The organism is Massilia sp. KIM, assembly GCF_002007115.1.
In the GTDB taxonomy this organism is placed as follows: Bacteria; Pseudomonadota; Gammaproteobacteria; order Burkholderiales; family Burkholderiaceae_D; genus Telluria.
The window spans coordinates 197,860-213,023 of the sequence record NZ_MVAD01000004.1 but is presented as its reverse complement, the minus strand read 5'-3'; the positions used below and the strand labels follow the sequence as shown (position 1 = coordinate 213,023).

At 67.9% G+C, this 15,164-nt stretch carries 17 protein-coding genes; 10 read left to right on the top strand and 7 right to left on the bottom strand.

Annotated features, from left to right (window positions below; translation table 11 throughout):
- Positions 1–167: 167 nt before the first annotated feature.
- The 7 genes from B0920_RS23500 (at position 168) to lipA (ending at position 5,962) form a co-directional block, all read left to right on the top strand.
- Positions 168–380 (top strand): BrnA antitoxin family protein, encoded by a 213-nt coding sequence (locus B0920_RS23500; RefSeq protein WP_229455922.1) that lies wholly within the window; start codon positions 168–170, stop codon positions 378–380.
- A 77-nt stretch (positions 381–457) separates the two neighbouring features.
- A complete protein-coding gene (locus B0920_RS23495; protein ID WP_078035120.1) occupies positions 458–742 on the top strand; it encodes an HU family DNA-binding protein in 285 nt (94 codons plus the stop codon).
- 108 nt (positions 743–850) lie between these two features.
- Positions 851–1,495 (top strand): LysE family transporter, encoded by a 645-nt coding sequence (locus B0920_RS23490; protein WP_078035119.1) that lies wholly within the window; start codon positions 851–853, stop codon positions 1,493–1,495.
- Between the two features lie 148 nt (positions 1,496–1,643).
- Positions 1,644–3,635: a FecR family protein gene (locus B0920_RS23485; protein WP_078035118.1), complete on the top strand. Its 1,992-nt coding sequence runs from the start codon at positions 1,644–1,646 to the stop codon at positions 3,633–3,635.
- 251 nt (positions 3,636–3,886) lie between these two features.
- Positions 3,887–4,153, top strand: coding sequence for a DUF493 family protein (locus B0920_RS23480; protein ID WP_179119273.1), 267 nt, complete (start codon positions 3,887–3,889; stop codon positions 4,151–4,153).
- Between the two features lie 81 nt (positions 4,154–4,234).
- Positions 4,235–4,939 (top strand): lipoyl(octanoyl) transferase LipB, encoded by a 705-nt coding sequence (lipB, locus tag B0920_RS23475; RefSeq protein WP_078035116.1) that lies wholly within the window; start codon positions 4,235–4,237, stop codon positions 4,937–4,939.
- A gap of 24 nt (positions 4,940–4,963) precedes the next feature.
- Entirely contained in the window at positions 4,964–5,962 is a 999-nt protein-coding gene (gene lipA / locus B0920_RS23470; protein ID WP_078035115.1) for a lipoyl synthase, read from the top strand.
- Positions 5,963–6,004: 42 nt separating this feature from the next.
- Here the strand turns inward: lipA and B0920_RS23465 are convergent, their stop codons facing one another.
- Entirely contained in the window at positions 6,005–6,880 is an 876-nt protein-coding gene (locus tag B0920_RS23465) for an alpha/beta fold hydrolase (protein ID WP_229455920.1), read from the bottom strand.
- Between the two features lie 187 nt (positions 6,881–7,067).
- Here B0920_RS23465 and B0920_RS23460 point away from each other — a divergent pair, with 187 nt between their 5' ends.
- Positions 7,068–9,056 carry a helicase-related protein gene (locus B0920_RS23460; protein WP_078035113.1) on the top strand — a complete coding sequence of 663 codons (1,989 nt, stop codon included), beginning with the start codon at positions 7,068–7,070 and terminating at the stop codon, positions 9,054–9,056.
- Positions 9,057–9,287: 231 nt separating this feature from the next.
- Positions 9,288–9,710, top strand: coding sequence for a PaaI family thioesterase (locus tag B0920_RS23455; RefSeq protein WP_143745892.1), 423 nt, complete (start codon positions 9,288–9,290; stop codon positions 9,708–9,710).
- Positions 9,711–9,720: 10 nt separating this feature from the next.
- Here B0920_RS23455 and B0920_RS23450 read toward each other — a convergent pair whose 3' ends face one another.
- The 5 genes from B0920_RS23450 to B0920_RS23430 all read right to left on the bottom strand — a co-directional run bounded on the left by B0920_RS23450 (position 9,721) and on the right by B0920_RS23430 (position 13,265).
- Positions 9,721–10,239: a TlpA disulfide reductase family protein gene (locus tag B0920_RS23450; RefSeq protein WP_078035111.1), complete on the bottom strand. Its 519-nt coding sequence runs from the start codon at positions 10,237–10,239 to the stop codon at positions 9,721–9,723.
- Between the two features lie 75 nt (positions 10,240–10,314).
- Positions 10,315–10,956 carry a BON domain-containing protein gene (locus tag B0920_RS23445; protein WP_078035110.1) on the bottom strand — a complete coding sequence of 214 codons (642 nt, stop codon included), beginning with the start codon at positions 10,954–10,956 and terminating at the stop codon, positions 10,315–10,317.
- Positions 10,949–11,545: a phosphoheptose isomerase gene (locus tag B0920_RS23440; protein ID WP_078035109.1), complete on the bottom strand. Its 597-nt coding sequence runs from the start codon at positions 11,543–11,545 to the stop codon at positions 10,949–10,951. The genes B0920_RS23445 and B0920_RS23440 overlap by 8 nt, the downstream gene beginning before the upstream one ends.
- Before the next feature lie 63 nt (positions 11,546–11,608).
- Positions 11,609–11,974 carry a YraN family protein gene (locus tag B0920_RS23435; RefSeq protein ID WP_078035108.1) on the bottom strand — a complete coding sequence of 122 codons (366 nt, stop codon included), beginning with the start codon at positions 11,972–11,974 and terminating at the stop codon, positions 11,609–11,611.
- Position 11,975: 1 nt separating this feature from the next.
- Positions 11,976–13,265 carry a penicillin-binding protein activator gene (locus B0920_RS23430; protein ID WP_078035107.1) on the bottom strand — a complete coding sequence of 430 codons (1,290 nt, stop codon included), beginning with the start codon at positions 13,263–13,265 and terminating at the stop codon, positions 11,976–11,978.
- Positions 13,266–13,279: 14 nt separating this feature from the next.
- Between B0920_RS23430 and rsmI the strand changes: the two genes are divergently transcribed.
- Positions 13,280–14,185 (top strand): 16S rRNA (cytidine(1402)-2'-O)-methyltransferase, encoded by a 906-nt coding sequence (gene rsmI, locus B0920_RS23425; protein ID WP_078035106.1) that lies wholly within the window; start codon positions 13,280–13,282, stop codon positions 14,183–14,185.
- A gap of 14 nt (positions 14,186–14,199) precedes the next feature.
- Here rsmI and B0920_RS23420 read toward each other — a convergent pair whose 3' ends face one another.
- Entirely contained in the window at positions 14,200–15,153 is a 954-nt protein-coding gene (locus tag B0920_RS23420) for a GlxA family transcriptional regulator (RefSeq protein WP_078035105.1), read from the bottom strand.
- Between the last annotated feature and the right edge of the window lie 11 nt (positions 15,154–15,164).

Here is a 15,164-nt window from a genome sequence, read left to right as displayed (position 1 = left end):
ATATTAACCGACCGGGCCAGGAGAGGCACACGGTTCAGCGCGGCTTTTTGCATTTCAGCCCTGAAAATCTGCATCTCGTCGCTTTTGGCGGGCGGCTGCCCCCTCGCATACGTATAGTGCAATCAGAGGACTGCGGTACTGCAGCCTCGTCCAACGAAGGAGATGCCATGATGAATACCGATTCGACCGTGCCAGCCGCACCGGTTCGCCGTACCCGTCCGCCGAAACGCAAGACCCGCATCACGATCTACCTGGATGACGAAGTCCTGAAGGAATTCCGCACCCTGTCCGAGCGCTGCGGCACCGGCTACCAGACCCTGATCAACGCCGCCCTGCGCAACCGTCTGGGTGGTCCGGCACTCGAAACTGGCGTCGCATAAGGCCTCCTTGGGCAGAGCGAGATTACACAAAGAAATATTTGTGCTAATCTTCCCGCTCTTTTAACCCGGAGGGACTTATGAAAAAAGGTGAACTGATCGCGGAATTCGCGAAGCGCACTGAGATGTCCGGCGCTGCCGCTGGCGACGCCGTCAACACCATCATCGACATCATCACCGAACGCCTGAAAAAAGGCGACACGGTCGGCATCACCGGCTTCGGCACCTTCTCGGTGACCAAGCGTGCCGCTCGCAAGGGCCGTAACCCGGCTACTGGCGAAGTGATCAAGATTGCTGCGTCGAAGACCCCGCGCTTCGCTGCCGGCGCCACCCTGAAGGCCGCCGTCAATCCGAAGAAGAAGTAAGAAGAAGCAGCATCCCACGGCTTGCGCCGCGGTCCTGCCTGGCTTACAGGCGGCCGCGTGCGCAGGCTGGTTTTCCCCTCTCCCCGTTTCCCCTATTCCCGTCCCAGCATGAGCTTCGCCACCTGGTTCGCCTTCGTCATCGCCGGCACCGTGATCGCCATCTCGCCCGGCTCCGGCGCCGTGCTGTCGATGTCCCACGGCCTGGCCTATGGCCTGAAGAAGGCCAGCGGCACCGTGCTGGGATTGCAGCTGGGCCTGATCCTGGTGCTGCTCATCGCCGGCGCCGGCGTCGGCTCCCTGCTGCTGGCCTCCTCGCTGGCCTTCACCGTGGTCAAGGTGGTCGGCGCGCTCTACCTGATCTACCTCGGCATCGCGCAGTGGCGCGCGGCCGCCACCAGCGGCCCGCTGGCCTCGACCGAAGGCCTGGAAGCCCACCCTTCGCTGGGCAAGCGCGTGCTGACCGGCTTCCTGACCAATGCCACCAATCCCAAGGGCATCATCTTCATGGTGGCGGTGCTGCCCCAGTTCATTTCCAAGGACGCTCCCCTGCTGCCCCAGCTGGCCATCCTGGGCGTGACCATGGTCACCATCGACTCGATCGTGATGCACGGCTACGCCGCCCTGGCCGCCTCGATGCAGCGTTTCCTGCGCGATCCGCGCGCCATGAAGCTGCAGAACCGCTTCTTCGGCCTGGTGTTGATGGTGATCGGTTCGATGCTGTTCTTCGTCAAGCGCGGCGGCCAGCCGGCCTGAAGCCCCTTGGCGGCGGCGCCGTTTATGCGCTACGCTTGACTTGCAACTTTCTGTAACCCGCGTTGTCCACAGGGCGGCTTGCGCGTTATACCGACGATAGCCCCTTGCGGCTGGAATTCCCTAGTCCGCTTCCTCGCTGGAGCCCGCCATGACCTTCCGTTTCGCCAAGACCTCCGTCGCGCTTGCTCTGGCGACGCTTTCCGCGTGCGCCATGACCCAAGACGTGCAGGAGGTCGACAGCGGCGGGCGCTGGATCGAGACCGAGCCTCCGGGCCGGGTCGGCCGCGTCTCCCTGATCCAGGGCAAGGTCACGATCAGCAGCGAGGTCGGCGAGACCGCCAGCGAGGCCCTGGTCAACTGGCCCGTCACCACCGACAACCTGATCACCACCGCGCCCGGCGCGCGCACCGAGCTGCGCATCGGCTCGACCTCGATCCGCCTGGACGGCGACAGCTCGCTCGCCGTGACCGAACTGGACGACGACAGCCTGCGCCTGCGCCTGCACTACGGCAGCGCCAGCATCCGCATCCTGAGCGACGAGGTGGCGCCCGAATTCGAGCTTGCCACGCCGCAGGCGCGGGTGCGCATGAGCCGCGCCGGCCGCCTGCGCGTGGACGCCGAGCGCAGCCGCGACACCAGCCTGGTGAGCGTGTTCGACGGCGAAGCCCAGGTCGACGGCGCCGGCGCCAAGCTCACCGTGCGCGCCGGCCGCAGCGCCGAGGTGCAGGAATACGATATCCGCACCCTGCAGGCGCGCCGTGACGCCTTCGACGACTGGGCGCTGGGGCGCGACCGCCTGCTCGACAACGCTGCCTCGGCGCGCTACGTCACCACCGAGATGACCGGCTACGAGGAACTCGACCGCCACGGCAGCTGGAGCCAGGACCCGGAATACGGCGCACTGTGGATCCCGACCGTGGTCAGCACCTGGACGCCCTACCAGGACGGACGCTGGACCTGGATCGCGCCCTGGGGCTGGACCTGGGTCGACAACGCGCCCTGGGGCTATGCGCCCTTCCATTACGGCCGCTGGGTGCAGGTCAGGAACCGCTGGGCCTGGGCGCCCGGCCGCCACGAGCGCCGTCCGATCTGGGCGCCGGCCCTGGTGGGCTGGGTCGGCGGCGGCGGCTGGAACGCGCATTTCCATTCGCGCAGCCAGCCGGCCCTGGGCTGGTATCCGCTCGGGCCGCACGACCGCTACGTGCCGCACTACCGCCTGTCCGACGAGCGCCTGCGCCGCCTGAACAGCTACGGCTGGCGCACGCGCGACCAGAAAGGCCCGGACCGCCGGCCGGATTACCGCCCGCCTGGCCTGACCGTGGTGCCGCATGCACATTTCGGCCAGCGCGGGCCGGTGGTGGTGTCCAGCCTGCCGAAGGCGAGCAGCCCGGCGCTTGGCGGACTGGGCATGGCCAGCGCGCCGCCGCCGCCGGCCGCCTGGCGCGACCGCCTGGAGCGCAATCGCGGAGAGCGCGAGCGCGGCGAATGGAGCCGTGAGCGCAACGAATGGAACCGTGACCGCAACGAATGGAACCGCGACCGCGCCGAGTGGAACCGCGATCGTGCGGAGCGCGACCGGGACCGGGACCGTGACCGTGACCGTGACCGTGACCGTGACCGTGACCGTGACCGCTTCCAGCGCGGCCAGCGCCCGCCCATCCTGGCGACCGATCCGGGGCCGCAGAACGCCGCCGCCCCGCTGGCCGCGCCGCTGCCGCCGGGACGCATCACCACCGCGCCCGCGCCCCTGGGCGCGCCGGTGCCGAACATCCGGCCGCCGCAGGCCGACCGCCCCGAGCAGCCGCGCCCCTGGTTCCGGCCGGAGCGCGCCGAGCGTGAAGAGCGCGGCGGACGCGAATGGCGCGGCGGACGCGATGGCGACGAGGGTCCGCGCTCGCGGCCGCATCCGGTCGCGGCGATGCCCGCGCCCATGATGCAGGCTGCCCCGCGTCCGGCGCCGCCGTCCCAGGCGCCGATGCAGCTGGCCGCGCCCCGCCCGAGCATGCCGGCGCCCTCGCCCGCGCCGACCGCGGTGGCGCCGCCCCCGCCGCAGGCGATGCCCTCGGCGCCGAGCCGCCCGCGCATGGAGCACCGCGGCCAGGACGACGCCCAGGAGCGCGGCTTCCATTCCAAGCGCTGAGGCCTCGTCCCGTATTAGTTGAATTAAACACGTCGTTCCGGCGAAGGCCGGAATCCAAGTTTGCGTAAATGGCCATGCACCCGAACCTGGGTTCCATCCTTCGCCGGAAGTCCTTCCCGACCCTGCCGGGAACGACGGTGTCGCGCTTGGCTGAATGACATCGCGGCGTGGCCCGGCCTTTTTTTTCCGGCCGGCCGACCCCATCTGCGGGTTTGGCTACAATGCGCCTTTACAAAGACAGGACTAGGACCATGGACCCGAAAGAATCCCTCATCGAATACCCGAGCGACTTCCCGATCAAGGTGATGGGCGCGACGCACGCCGATTTCGCGGCCACGATCCTCGAGGTCGTCACCCGCTTCGATCCAACTTTCCATGAAGGCAAGATGCAGAGCCGTCCTTCGGCCAAGGGCAACTACACCGGCCTGACCGTGATCGTGCGCGCCACCAGCCGCGAGATGCTGGACGACGTCTACCGCGCCCTCTCGACCCACGAGATGGTCAAGATGGTGCTGTAAGCGCGAGCGGGGCCCCGCCGGCGCGAGGGATCGCGCTGGCTTATAATGGCGGGGCTGCCCATATTCCCGCTTGATACCTTCATGTCATCGACCCGTCCCGCCACGCCGATCATCCGCGAACTCGGCCGCGCCGACTACGAACCCGTGTTCGCCGCCATGCGCGCCTTCACGGATGCGCGCACGCCCGAGACCCGGGACGAATTGTGGATCGTCGAGCACCCGCCCGTGTTCACCCTCGGGCTGGGCGCCGACCGCGCCCACGTGCTGGCGCCGCACGACGTCCCGGTGATCCAGACCGACCGCGGCGGTGAGGTGACGTACCACGGGCCCGGCCAGGTCGTGATCTACCTGCTGATGGACCTGCGCCGCAACAAGCCGGGCGGCAAGCTCTACGCGCGCCAGTTTGTTGCAAAAATCGAACAAGCGGTGATCGACGTGCTGGCGGCGTATAATCTTGCGGGCGAGCGCGTCGCCGGCGCGCCCGGCATCTATATCGCCGACGGTCCGCGCAAGGGCGCCAAGATCGCCGCCCTCGGCCTCAAGGTGCGCGGCAACGGCTGCACCTACCACGGCGTGTCGCTGAACGTGGCGATGGACCTGGCCCCGTTCACCTGGATCAACCCCTGCGGCTATTCCGGGCTGGCCACGGTCGACATGCGCACGATGGACGTGGAGCCGCCGCTGGCGGACGTCCAGCAGGCGCTGGCGCGCGAACTGGTGCGCCAGCTCGCCAGCGACGTCTCCGATGTCCAGGATGCCGCCCTGGCAACGAACAACCCCAACTGACGCCCCTTGCGGGCACTGAGCCACATGACTTCCGAAATCGACAACGGCATCGCCTCCGCATCCGCCTACAACGCCAGCGAAAAGCAGAAAGGCGCCAGCAAGACGTCGCGCATTCCGATCAAGATCGTGCCGATCGGCGACGCCGAACGCCTGAAGAAGCCGGACTGGATCCGCGTGAAGGCGGCGACCGCCTCGTCGCGCTTCTACGAGATCAAGGACATCCTGCGCGCCAACAACCTGGTGACGGTGTGCGAGGAAGCCAGCTGCCCGAACATCGGCGAATGCTTCGGCAAGGGCACCGCGACCTTCATGATCATGGGCGACAAGTGCACCCGCCGCTGCCCGTTCTGCGACGTCGGCCACGGCCGTCCGGATCCGCTGGACGTCAACGAGCCGGGCAACCTGGCCAAGACCATCGCCGACCTGCGCCTGTCCTACGTCGTGATCACCTCGGTCGACCGCGACGACCTGCGTGACGGCGGCGCCGCCCACTTCGTCGAGTGCATCACCAAGACCCGCGAACTGAGCCCGAACACCAAGATCGAAGTCCTGGTGCCGGACTTCCGCGGCCGCCTGGACAAGGCGCTGGACATCTTCGCGAACGGCCTGCCGGACGTGATGAACCACAACCTCGAAACCGTGCCGCGCCTGTACAAGGAAGCGCGCCCGGGCGCCGACTACAAGCATTCGCTGGTGCTGCTGCGCGATTTCAAGAAGCGCTATCCGAGCGCGGTCACCAAGTCGGGCCTCATGGTGGGCCTGGGCGAGACCGACGAAGAGATCCTGGAAGTCATGCGCGACATGCGCGAGCACGACATCGACATGCTGACCATCGGTCAGTACCTGGCGCCGTCGAACTCGCACCTGCCGGTGCGCCGCTACGTGCACCCGGACACCTTCAAGATGTTCGAGGAGAAGGCTTACGAGATGGGCTTCGTGCACGCGGCCGTGGGCGCGATGGTGCGTTCGTCCTACCACGCCGACCAGCAGGCCCACGAAGCGGGCGTCGCGGCCAGCGCCTGAGCGCTGCGCGTTGTACGGACGGCCTCCCCGGCCGTCCGGAAGTCAGTCGAGCAGGAAGTCGAGCAGAATCCGGTTCACCACGGCCGGATTCTCGAGGCTGGCGATGTGGCCTGCCTTGGGCACCGACTTGAACGGGCAGCGGATGATTTCCGCCATCGCCCTGGCTTCCTCGAGCGGGCGCGGGATGTCGCCCTCGCCGACCGTCACCAAGGTACGTTCCTCGTCCAGCCGGCCCAGGCGCGCCAGCTGGTCCTCGCGACCGAAGATGATCCGTCCCATCGGCACGATGCCTTCCACCAGCTGCTGCGGCGAGAAGGCCTGCAGGGACGCGCGGAACGCCGTCACGAGCGGCGAGTCCAGGTCGGCCGCCGGGTGGAAGAACAGCGGCACCACCGCGTCCAACACCTGCGGCGGAATCACCCCCTCGCGTTCGATCATGTCGAGCATGCCGAAATAGCGGATCTGCGAGGGCGCCGGCTCCGCACCAACGAAGGTGTCCATCAGCACCAGCTTGCGTACCCGCTGCGGCGCGCGCTGGGCGAGCGCTTCTCCCCACATGCCGCCGGCCGAGAGACCGACCAGGTGGCACTCCTCGATGTCCAGAATGTCCAGCAGCGCCAGATGGTGGGCGGCCAGGTGTTCCAGGTCGGTGGTGCCGGGCGGCGGCGCCTCCGAGCGCCCATGTCCCCACAGCTCGGGCACGATGACGCGGAAATGCCGGGACAGTGCCTCGATCTGGGGCCGCCACATCTGCGCATCCCACAGGTAGCTGTGGCCCAGCACCACGGGAAATCCTTCGCCCACATCCAGGTAGGCCAGCCGCCTGCCGCCGATGGATGCAAACCGGTACGCGGACGTACGCGGCGCATCGGCGGCGTGGCTCGCCTGTTCAGGGTTGTTCATTGCCTTCCTTTCCAAGAGCGCTATCGGCTGATAGCCGGATAGCTACGCCTGGAACGGCGCTTCGGATGCGCCGGCCCGGCCCTGCGTCCCTGTCCTGATCGGGCGCGGCCCACGACACTCGGGTTGATGCCTTCCCGCATCGTACAATGCGGCCCGCGCATTCCCGCTATAGTGCTGGCAAGAAGACATCGTTCAAACGACCATGAGCAACCACCGAGATTTCCCCCCTGCCGACAATACCGAAGACGACGACGCCTTCCTCGAGCGCGAACTGGAGCTCGACAGGCGCGGCATCGAACTGGTCAAGATGGAGGGCCGGGTCTTCCTGCGTTTCTCGGGCGAGGTGCGCTACGAGGGCCTGCGCGTGCCCTACCGCCTGGTGCCCGCGCGCGGCGTGCTGGCCAAGCCGAGCAAGTGGCGCAAGATGGACCTGCTGGCGCGCCGTGAACTGATCGAGGAGCGCACCACCGAGGCCGACCTGGCCCGCCTGCACAGCGAGACCGAGGAATTCGTGCGCGACATCGCCGAGGAGGCCGACGACTTCGGATGGAGCCCCATGCTCTTCCTCGAGGTGCTGGACGAACTGGAGACCTCGGAGCCGGCCGAATTCGTGTTCCAGCGCATCTCGCAGCGCCTGACCCACGCGGTCGAGCGCGAGCAGGAAGAGCGCCACGCCGCGCGCACCAAGGAAAGCATCAACCTGGCCGAGTACCCGCAGTCCTTCGAGGTGGCCAGCCGCATGCCGCGCAAGTTCATCGCCCTGCTCGGCCCCACCAACTCGGGCAAGACCCACCGCGCGATGGAGGCCCTGGCCAAGGCTTCCAGCGGCGTCTATCTCGCGCCCCTGCGCCTGCTGGCGCTGGAGAACTACGAGCGCCTGCAGGCCGCGCGTCCGCATGGCCAGGAGATCAAGGTCAACCTGATCACCGGCGAGGAGCGCCGCCTGGTCGAGGGCGCGACCCACGTGGCCAGCACGGTCGAGATGCTCGACACCAAGCGCCAGGTCGAGGTGGCCGTGATCGACGAGATCCAGATGCTGGCCGACCGCGACCGCGGCGCCGCCTGGACCACGGCCGTCTGCGGCGCGCCGGCGGCGACCGTCTACCTGGTAGGCGCGCCCGAGGCGCGGCGTGCGATCGAGGCCTTGGCCGAGCGCCTCGAGGTGCCGCTCGAAGTGCATGTCCTCAAGCGCATGGCGCCGCTGGCCATGGAGCCTTCGCCGGTGCGCAAACTCTCCAACCTGCGCCGCGGCGACGCCGTGATCGCCTTCTCGCGGCGCGACGTGCTGATGTGGCGCGACATGATCACCGAGAAGGGCCTGTCGGTGGCCACCGTCTACGGCAACCTGTCGCCGGAAGTGAGAAGGGCCCAGGCCGAGCGCTTCCGCGAAGGCCAGGCCGACATCGTGGTCGGCACCGACGCCCTGGCGATGGGCCTGAACATGCCGATCGCGCGCATCGTGATGACCACCGCGGTCAAGTACAACGGCTACGAGGAAGAGGAGATATCGGCCGCGCTGGCCAAGCAGATCGCGGGCAGGGCGGGGCGCTACGGCGTGCACGAGGAAGGTTTCGTCGCGGGTTACGACGACGACACCCACGCGGTGATGCGTTCGCTGATGAAAGAAAAAATCCCGCCGGTGCCGGCCACCGGCTTCGCGGTCGCGCCCTCGCTGGAGCAGCTGCACCGCATTTCCTCGGTGACGGGCGAGACCTCGCTGGTCAAGCTGCTCAAGCGCTTCGTGCACAACATCGACGTGCCGGACGGCTTCTTCTACCCGCGCATCACCGAGGAGCAGAACGAGCGCGCCGAGTGGCTGGACACCCTGCCGCTGACGGTGGCGGAAAAGTTCATGCTGTCGCTGGTGCCGATTTCGAGCAAGGTGCCGATCCTGCAAAGCGCGTGGGAGCACTGGGCGCTGTCGCTGGCCAAGAAGAAGGTGTGCAGGCTGTCGCCGCATCCGCAAGGGCTGTTCTACATGAACCTGCAGGAGGTCGAGGATACCTGCCGCATGTATTCGGCCTATGCCTGGCTGGGTTACCGGGAGCCAGAGTATTTTCCGAGCATCGCCGAGGCGCAGGAGCTGGCGCGCGAGGCCTCGGAGCGGGTGGACTCGCTGCTGCAGCAGCAGAACGCGGCGGCGCGCAAACGGCATGGGGGGCAGGGCGGGAAGCGGGGGCGGGTGCGGTAAGCGGGGGCGGCTGCTCGACGAACTTGGGTTCCCGCCTGCGCGGGAACGACGTTGTTGGGGTCGAGTGGAAGGTCGATCTCCTGGTTTCTGACATGCTGCGCTCGCACGTCGTTCCCGCGCAGGCGGGAACCCAAGTTTGCACGCCCAGCCACCAGCTTTCGAGTACACCCTCCAGCGTAAACACCCGCTTCCGTGTACGATCCCGTTTTTGCAACCCGATCAACGCACACCGTGACCACCAAGCACACCCCAGAATCCTTCAACCAGTTCGGCTCCACCTTCCTCCCCGGCCACCTGGGCATCCGCATCCTCGAGGTCAGCCCCGGCAAGGTCGCCGCCGAGATGAAAGTCGAGCCCCACCTCCTGGCCCCCAACGGCTACCTGCACGCCGGCAGCGTGGTCACCCTGGCCGACACCTGCGCCGGCTATGGCTGCATCAGCAACCTGCCGGAAGGCGCGCACAGCTTCACCACCATCGAACTGAAGTCGAACCACCTGGGCACCGCGCGTGAAGGCCTGATCAGCTGCGTGGCCACCGCCGTGCACCTGGGCCGCACGACCCAGGTCTGGGACGCGACCGTGCTGGACGCGGCCAGCGGCAAGACCATCGCCCTGTTCCGCTGCACCCAGATGGTGCTCTACCCGAAGCAGTAAGGGAAAGGCCTCAGCCGGCCAGCTCTTTCTCGATCAGCGCGTGCAGCTTGGGGAACTCCGGTTCCCCCACGTAGCGCTTGATGATCTTGCCGTCCTTGTCGATCACGAAGGTGGTCGGCGTCAGGGTGACGTCGCCGAACTGCTTCGCGATGTCGCCGGCCGAGTCGATCGCCACCTTGAACGGCAGCTTGCGCGTCTCGGTGAAGTTCAGCACGTAGTTGGGCGGGTCGTACTGCATCGCCACCGCGACGAACTCCAGCCCCTTGCCCTTGTACTTGTTGTAGGTCTCGACCATCGCCGGCATCTCCTTGACGCAGGTGACGCAGGACGTGGCCCAGAAGTTCACCATCACCACCTTGCCGCGCAGCGACTGGGTGCTGATCTTCTCGCCGTCGATGCCGATGAAGGTCACGTCCGGCGCCGGCGTGGCGCTGCTGAAGGAGGCGTAACCGATGCCGGCCAGCGCCAGCACCACCGCGCCGATGGCGGCGGGCTTGATCCAGGAACGGGTAGAGGTCGAAGCGGTCATGGTCGTGATGGATAAAAAAACGGCAGGACCATTATAGTCCTGCCGCCGTTTCCGTGTTCTCTCGCGCTGGGAGACTTATTGCGCGGCCTGGGCGTTGGAGCCCTGCATCGCCTTCACGTCCTCTTCGCTGATGTACTCGAACACCTTCACCACGCGGTTCACGCCCGATACGCCCTTGGCGACGTCGGCGGCGATGTTGCCTTCGCGCTGGGTCACCAGGCCTTGCAGGTAGACCACGCCGCGCTCGGTCGTGACCTTGAAGGAGTTGGCCGAGATGGTCTTCATGTCGACCAGGCTGGCCTTGACCTTGGTGGTGATCAGGGCGTCGTTGGAACGCGAGGTGTAGCTCGACGGGCCGGCGATCTCCAGCTCGTTGATCACCGAGACCACGTTGGCGATCCCGCGCACTTCGCGCTCGACCGCCTGCTTCATCGCCTCGTCGCGCACTTCGCCGGTCAGCAGCACGCGGCGGTTGTAGCTGGTGACGTTCACGTGGCCGTTCTCGCCCGTGATCTGCGGCATCTTGAGCTCGGCCTTGAGGGTGATCGACTTGTCCTCGGTCTGCATGCCCAGGGTGCGGCGGTCCAGCGAGGCCATCACGCCGCTCGCCGCGCCGCCGGCCACCAGGGCCACGCAGCCTTGCAGCGACGCCAGCAGCGCCGAACCGAGTACCACCTTCGTCAACAGCACGGCCAGCGGCCGGCGCGAATTACGCATTCTCTTCTCCTCCGAACAGGGCGACGTCGATGCCGTCGCAGATGCAGTGAATGGCCAGCAGGTGCACTTCCTGGATGCGGGCAGTGCGGTTGTGCGGGACGTTGATGTGCACGTCGGCGTCGGTCAGCAGCTTGCCGAGGGCGCCGCCGTCCTTGCCGGTGAAGGCCACGATGCGCATCTCGCGCTCCAGCGCCGCCTCGACGGCCGCCAGCACGTTGGCCGAATTGCCCGAGGTCGAAATCGCCAGCAGGATGTCGCCAGCCTGGCCGAAGGCCTGCACCTGCTTCGAGAAGATGTCCTTGAAGCTGTAGTCGTTGCCCACCGCCGTCATGATCGAGGTGTCGGTGGTCAGTGCGATCGCCGGCAGCGGGAAACGCTCGCGCTCGAAGCGCCCGACGAGTTCGGCAGCGAAGTGCTGGCAGTCGGCGGCCGAACCGCCATTGCCGCAAGCCAGGATCTTGTTGCCGTTGGACAGGGCGCTGAACATCAGTTCAACCGCCTGCGAAATGAAGGGGGACAGAGCCGCGGCCGACTTCATCTTGAGATCGGCGCTCTCCTGGAAGTGAGCAAGGATGCGTTGAGTATTCATAACCGACGATTATAGTGCAGTGGCAAGCCGGGGCGGGCAAGCGCTTTAAAAATTGCTTACAACTCAATGAACTAAATCATATGCATTCGGCAACCATTCGATCCGCTCGCCGTCGATCGCGACGACATCGACGCGGCAGGGCGGGGTGACGGGTAAACGCAACAGGTAGAACCGGGCGGCGCGGGCCAGCCTGCGCATCTTGGCCGGGGTGAGGCTGGCGGCGGCTCCGCCCTGGCCGGGCGAGGAACGCTGGCGCACCTCGACGAAGACGAGCGTGGCGCCGTCGCGCATGATGAGATCGATTTCGCCGGCCTTGCAGCGGAAGTTGCGCTCGACCAGGGCGAGCTTGCGGCGCTGGAGGTAGGCGAGGGCGGCGCCCTCCCAGTCGTGGCCCTGGGCCTGCCGGGGAGACAGGCGCCCGAGCCACATGTCAGCGGCCGAAGGCGGCCGTCTCGAAGACGCCGGCGTCGCGGTACACGACGCCGGTCTCGACGCGGCGGAAGCTGGAATTCGGATTGTTCATGTCCACGCTCAGGCGGCCGGTGACGCCGTCGATCTCGAAGGCGCCGTTGGGGCGCTGGCCGAGTTCGCGGGCGATGCGGAAGGCGTCGATGCCGAGCGCGTAAAGACGCTGCATGTCGAAACCGTCGCTGGCGCCGGTCCAGCGCGGATAGACGCTGACCGCCGGATGCTCGGGCTGCACGGTCCAGGGCAAGTCGAGGATGCGCACGCCGGCCAGCTCGGGCGCGGTGACGCCCGGCTCGCGGCCCGGATTGACCGAGGCGGTGCCGTAGGTCGGCAGCGAGGTGCCGAGGGCGCTCCTGACCTGGCGCAGCTGGGTGGCGTCGAGCGCGGCGAAGGCCAGTTGCGGCGGATCGGCCTGCAGGCGGGCGCGCAGCTCTGCCAGGGCGTTGCCGTCGACATAGCCGTCGGCGATCGGCAGTTCGACCACGGTGTGGGCGCGGCCCAGCTGCAACCAGCGCGCCGTGAAGGCGCCCGACAGGCGCTGTTGCCAGGCGGCGGGGCCGCTGAGCACGAGGGCGCGGCCGACCGCTTGTTCGGCGGCGGCCCAGTCGGCCACCTGGCGCGCCTCGTCTTCCAGCGCCAGGCCCACGGCCAGCATGCGGCGCGGCAGCGGGGCAGTGGTTTGCGGATGGTTCAGGGCCACGGTCGGCTTGCTGACGCTGCCGCTGGTGGCCAGGGCCGCTACGGCGTTGCGCGCCAGCGGACCGACCACGACGTCGTGCTGCGCGGCCGCGCGGGTGTAGGCTTCGAGCGCCGATTCGGTCGAGTCGCCGGTGGGCACCAGGTTCACGGTGATGCCGGCGCGGTCGCGTTCGTACGCGGCCATGAAGCCGGCGCGCACCGCTTCGGCGGGCTGGGACAGGGTGGGCGATTCCAGCGGGAGCAGCAGGGCGATGCGGGTGCCGCCGCCTGCCGGCACTGCCGCCGACGGCGCGCCGCCCACGCCGGGCGGCAACTCGACCGGGTTGGTGCGCACGCCGCTGTCTTCCGGCGGCGGCGGCGTATAGCTGGCTTCGGGAGGCGGCGCACTTGTCACCGGCGTCGCGGGCGCGCACAATCCGCCCGGTACGCCGCAACCGGTATCGGGCGGCAAGGGAGTGCTGCCGCAGCCTGCCAGCAGCGCTAGTGCAAAGGCGGGAACAAGGGTAGACGCAAACCCTGCAGTCAGGCCCTTGAGTTTATTCTTCTTCAGCATCGGAACCTCTTTTTATGACAGAACAGCAGACCACCGACATCGCCCGGCTTCCCGTCATGGGCGAGGCGGCCCAGCAGTCCTATCCTACCGCAACGCTGTATGTCGTGGCTACTCCGATTGGCAATGTGACCGATATCACCCTGCGCGCCCTGCACCTGCTGGCGCTGGCCGACGTGGTGGCCTGCGAGGACACGCGCAAGACCGGCGCGCTGCTGCAGCGTTTCGGGCTCAGCAAGCAGACCATGGCCGCCCACCAGCACAACGAGCGCGAGGTGGCCGACAAGATTATCGAGCGCCTGCGCGCCGGCCAGCGGGTGGCGCTGGTGTCCGACGCCGGCACGCCCGCGGTGTCCGACCCCGGCGCCCGCATCGTCGATGCGGTGCGCACGGCGGGCCTGAACGTGGTGCCGCTGCCGGGGCCTTCCGCCGCCATCGCGGCTCTCTCGGCCAGCGGCCTGGTGAACGACCGCTTCCACTTCGTCGGCTTCCTGCCGGCCAAGCCCAAGCAGCGCGAGGCCGCGCTGGCTGAGTTGGCGCGCGAGACCTCGACCCTGGTGCTGTACGAGGCGCCGCACCGCATCGTCGAATGCGTCGACGCGCTGGCGAGCGCCTTCGAGCCGACCCGCCAGGTGGTGTTCGCGCGCGAGCTGTCCAAGATGTTCGAGGAAGTGCACCGCTGCGCGCTGGCCGACGCGAAAGCCTGGGTGACGGCCGACCAGCACCGCGAGCGCGGCGAGTTCGTGGTGCTGGTGGAAGGCGCGGTGCTGGAAACCGACGCCCAGGACGCGGAGGCCGAGCGCATCCTGCAGATCCTGCTCTGCGAATGCAGCGTGAAGCAGGCCGCCAACCTGGCGGCCCAGATCACGGGGCGCAAGAAGAACGCGCTCTACGAGCGCGCCCTGCAGATCAAGGGCGAATAAGCCGCCGGCTGGCTTCAGTGCGCGTCGCCGGAGCGCGCATCGCGCCGCAGGACGCGCGGCGCGGCCCCGCATTCGCGCACGAAGACTTCGCGCAGGTGGTTGCGGTCGCGGAAGCCCGTTTCGCGCGCGATCACTTCCAGCGAATGGCGACCGCGCTCGATCAGGTTGCGCGCCGCCTCGATGCGCAGCCGGGTGATCGCCTTGGCCGGCGACTGTCCGGTCTCGGCGCGGAAGATGCGCCCGAACTGGCGCGCGCTGAGGTTGGCCGCCTGGGCCAGGTCCTCCACGCGCAGCGGATGCGACAAATGCTTGCGCACGTAGTCCAGCGCCAGCTGGATGCGGTCAGACCTTGGCGCGAGCCTGAGCATTTCGGATTGCTGCGATTGCTTGCCGGAGCGGCGCCCGTCCATCACCATCACCTGCGCGACACGGGTCGCGATCTCGGGACCGAGGTCGCGCTCGACCAGGCCCAGCGAAAGGTCCATGGCCGCCGTCAGGCCGGCCGAGGTCCACACCGGACCGTCCTCGACATACAGGCGGTCGCCATCGACGCGGGTGCGCGGATAGCGCTGGCCGAGCGCCTCGATATAGGCCCAGTGCGTGGTGGCGCGGCGCGCATCCAGCAGCCCGGCTTCGGCCAGCACGAAGGCCCCGGTGCACAGCCCCACGGTGCGGCGCGCGCTGGCGCCGGCGCGCCGCACGAAGTCCAGCTCGCGCGGATCCGACACGTGCGCGGTCGGGTTGACCACTCCGCTGACCAGCCAGGAATCGGCCTCGGTGCCGTCGCCCACGGCCCGGGTCTTCACCACCACCCCTTGCGATGAACGCGTCTCGCCGCCAGCGAGCGAGTAGTTGGTGACCTCGTACACTTGCTCGCGTGCGACCAGGTTGGCGAACTCGAAAATGGACTGCGTGCCGAGCGCCATGACCTGGAAGCCATCGGTCAGAAAATAGCCGATCCGGTGCATCTGCCTTCCCT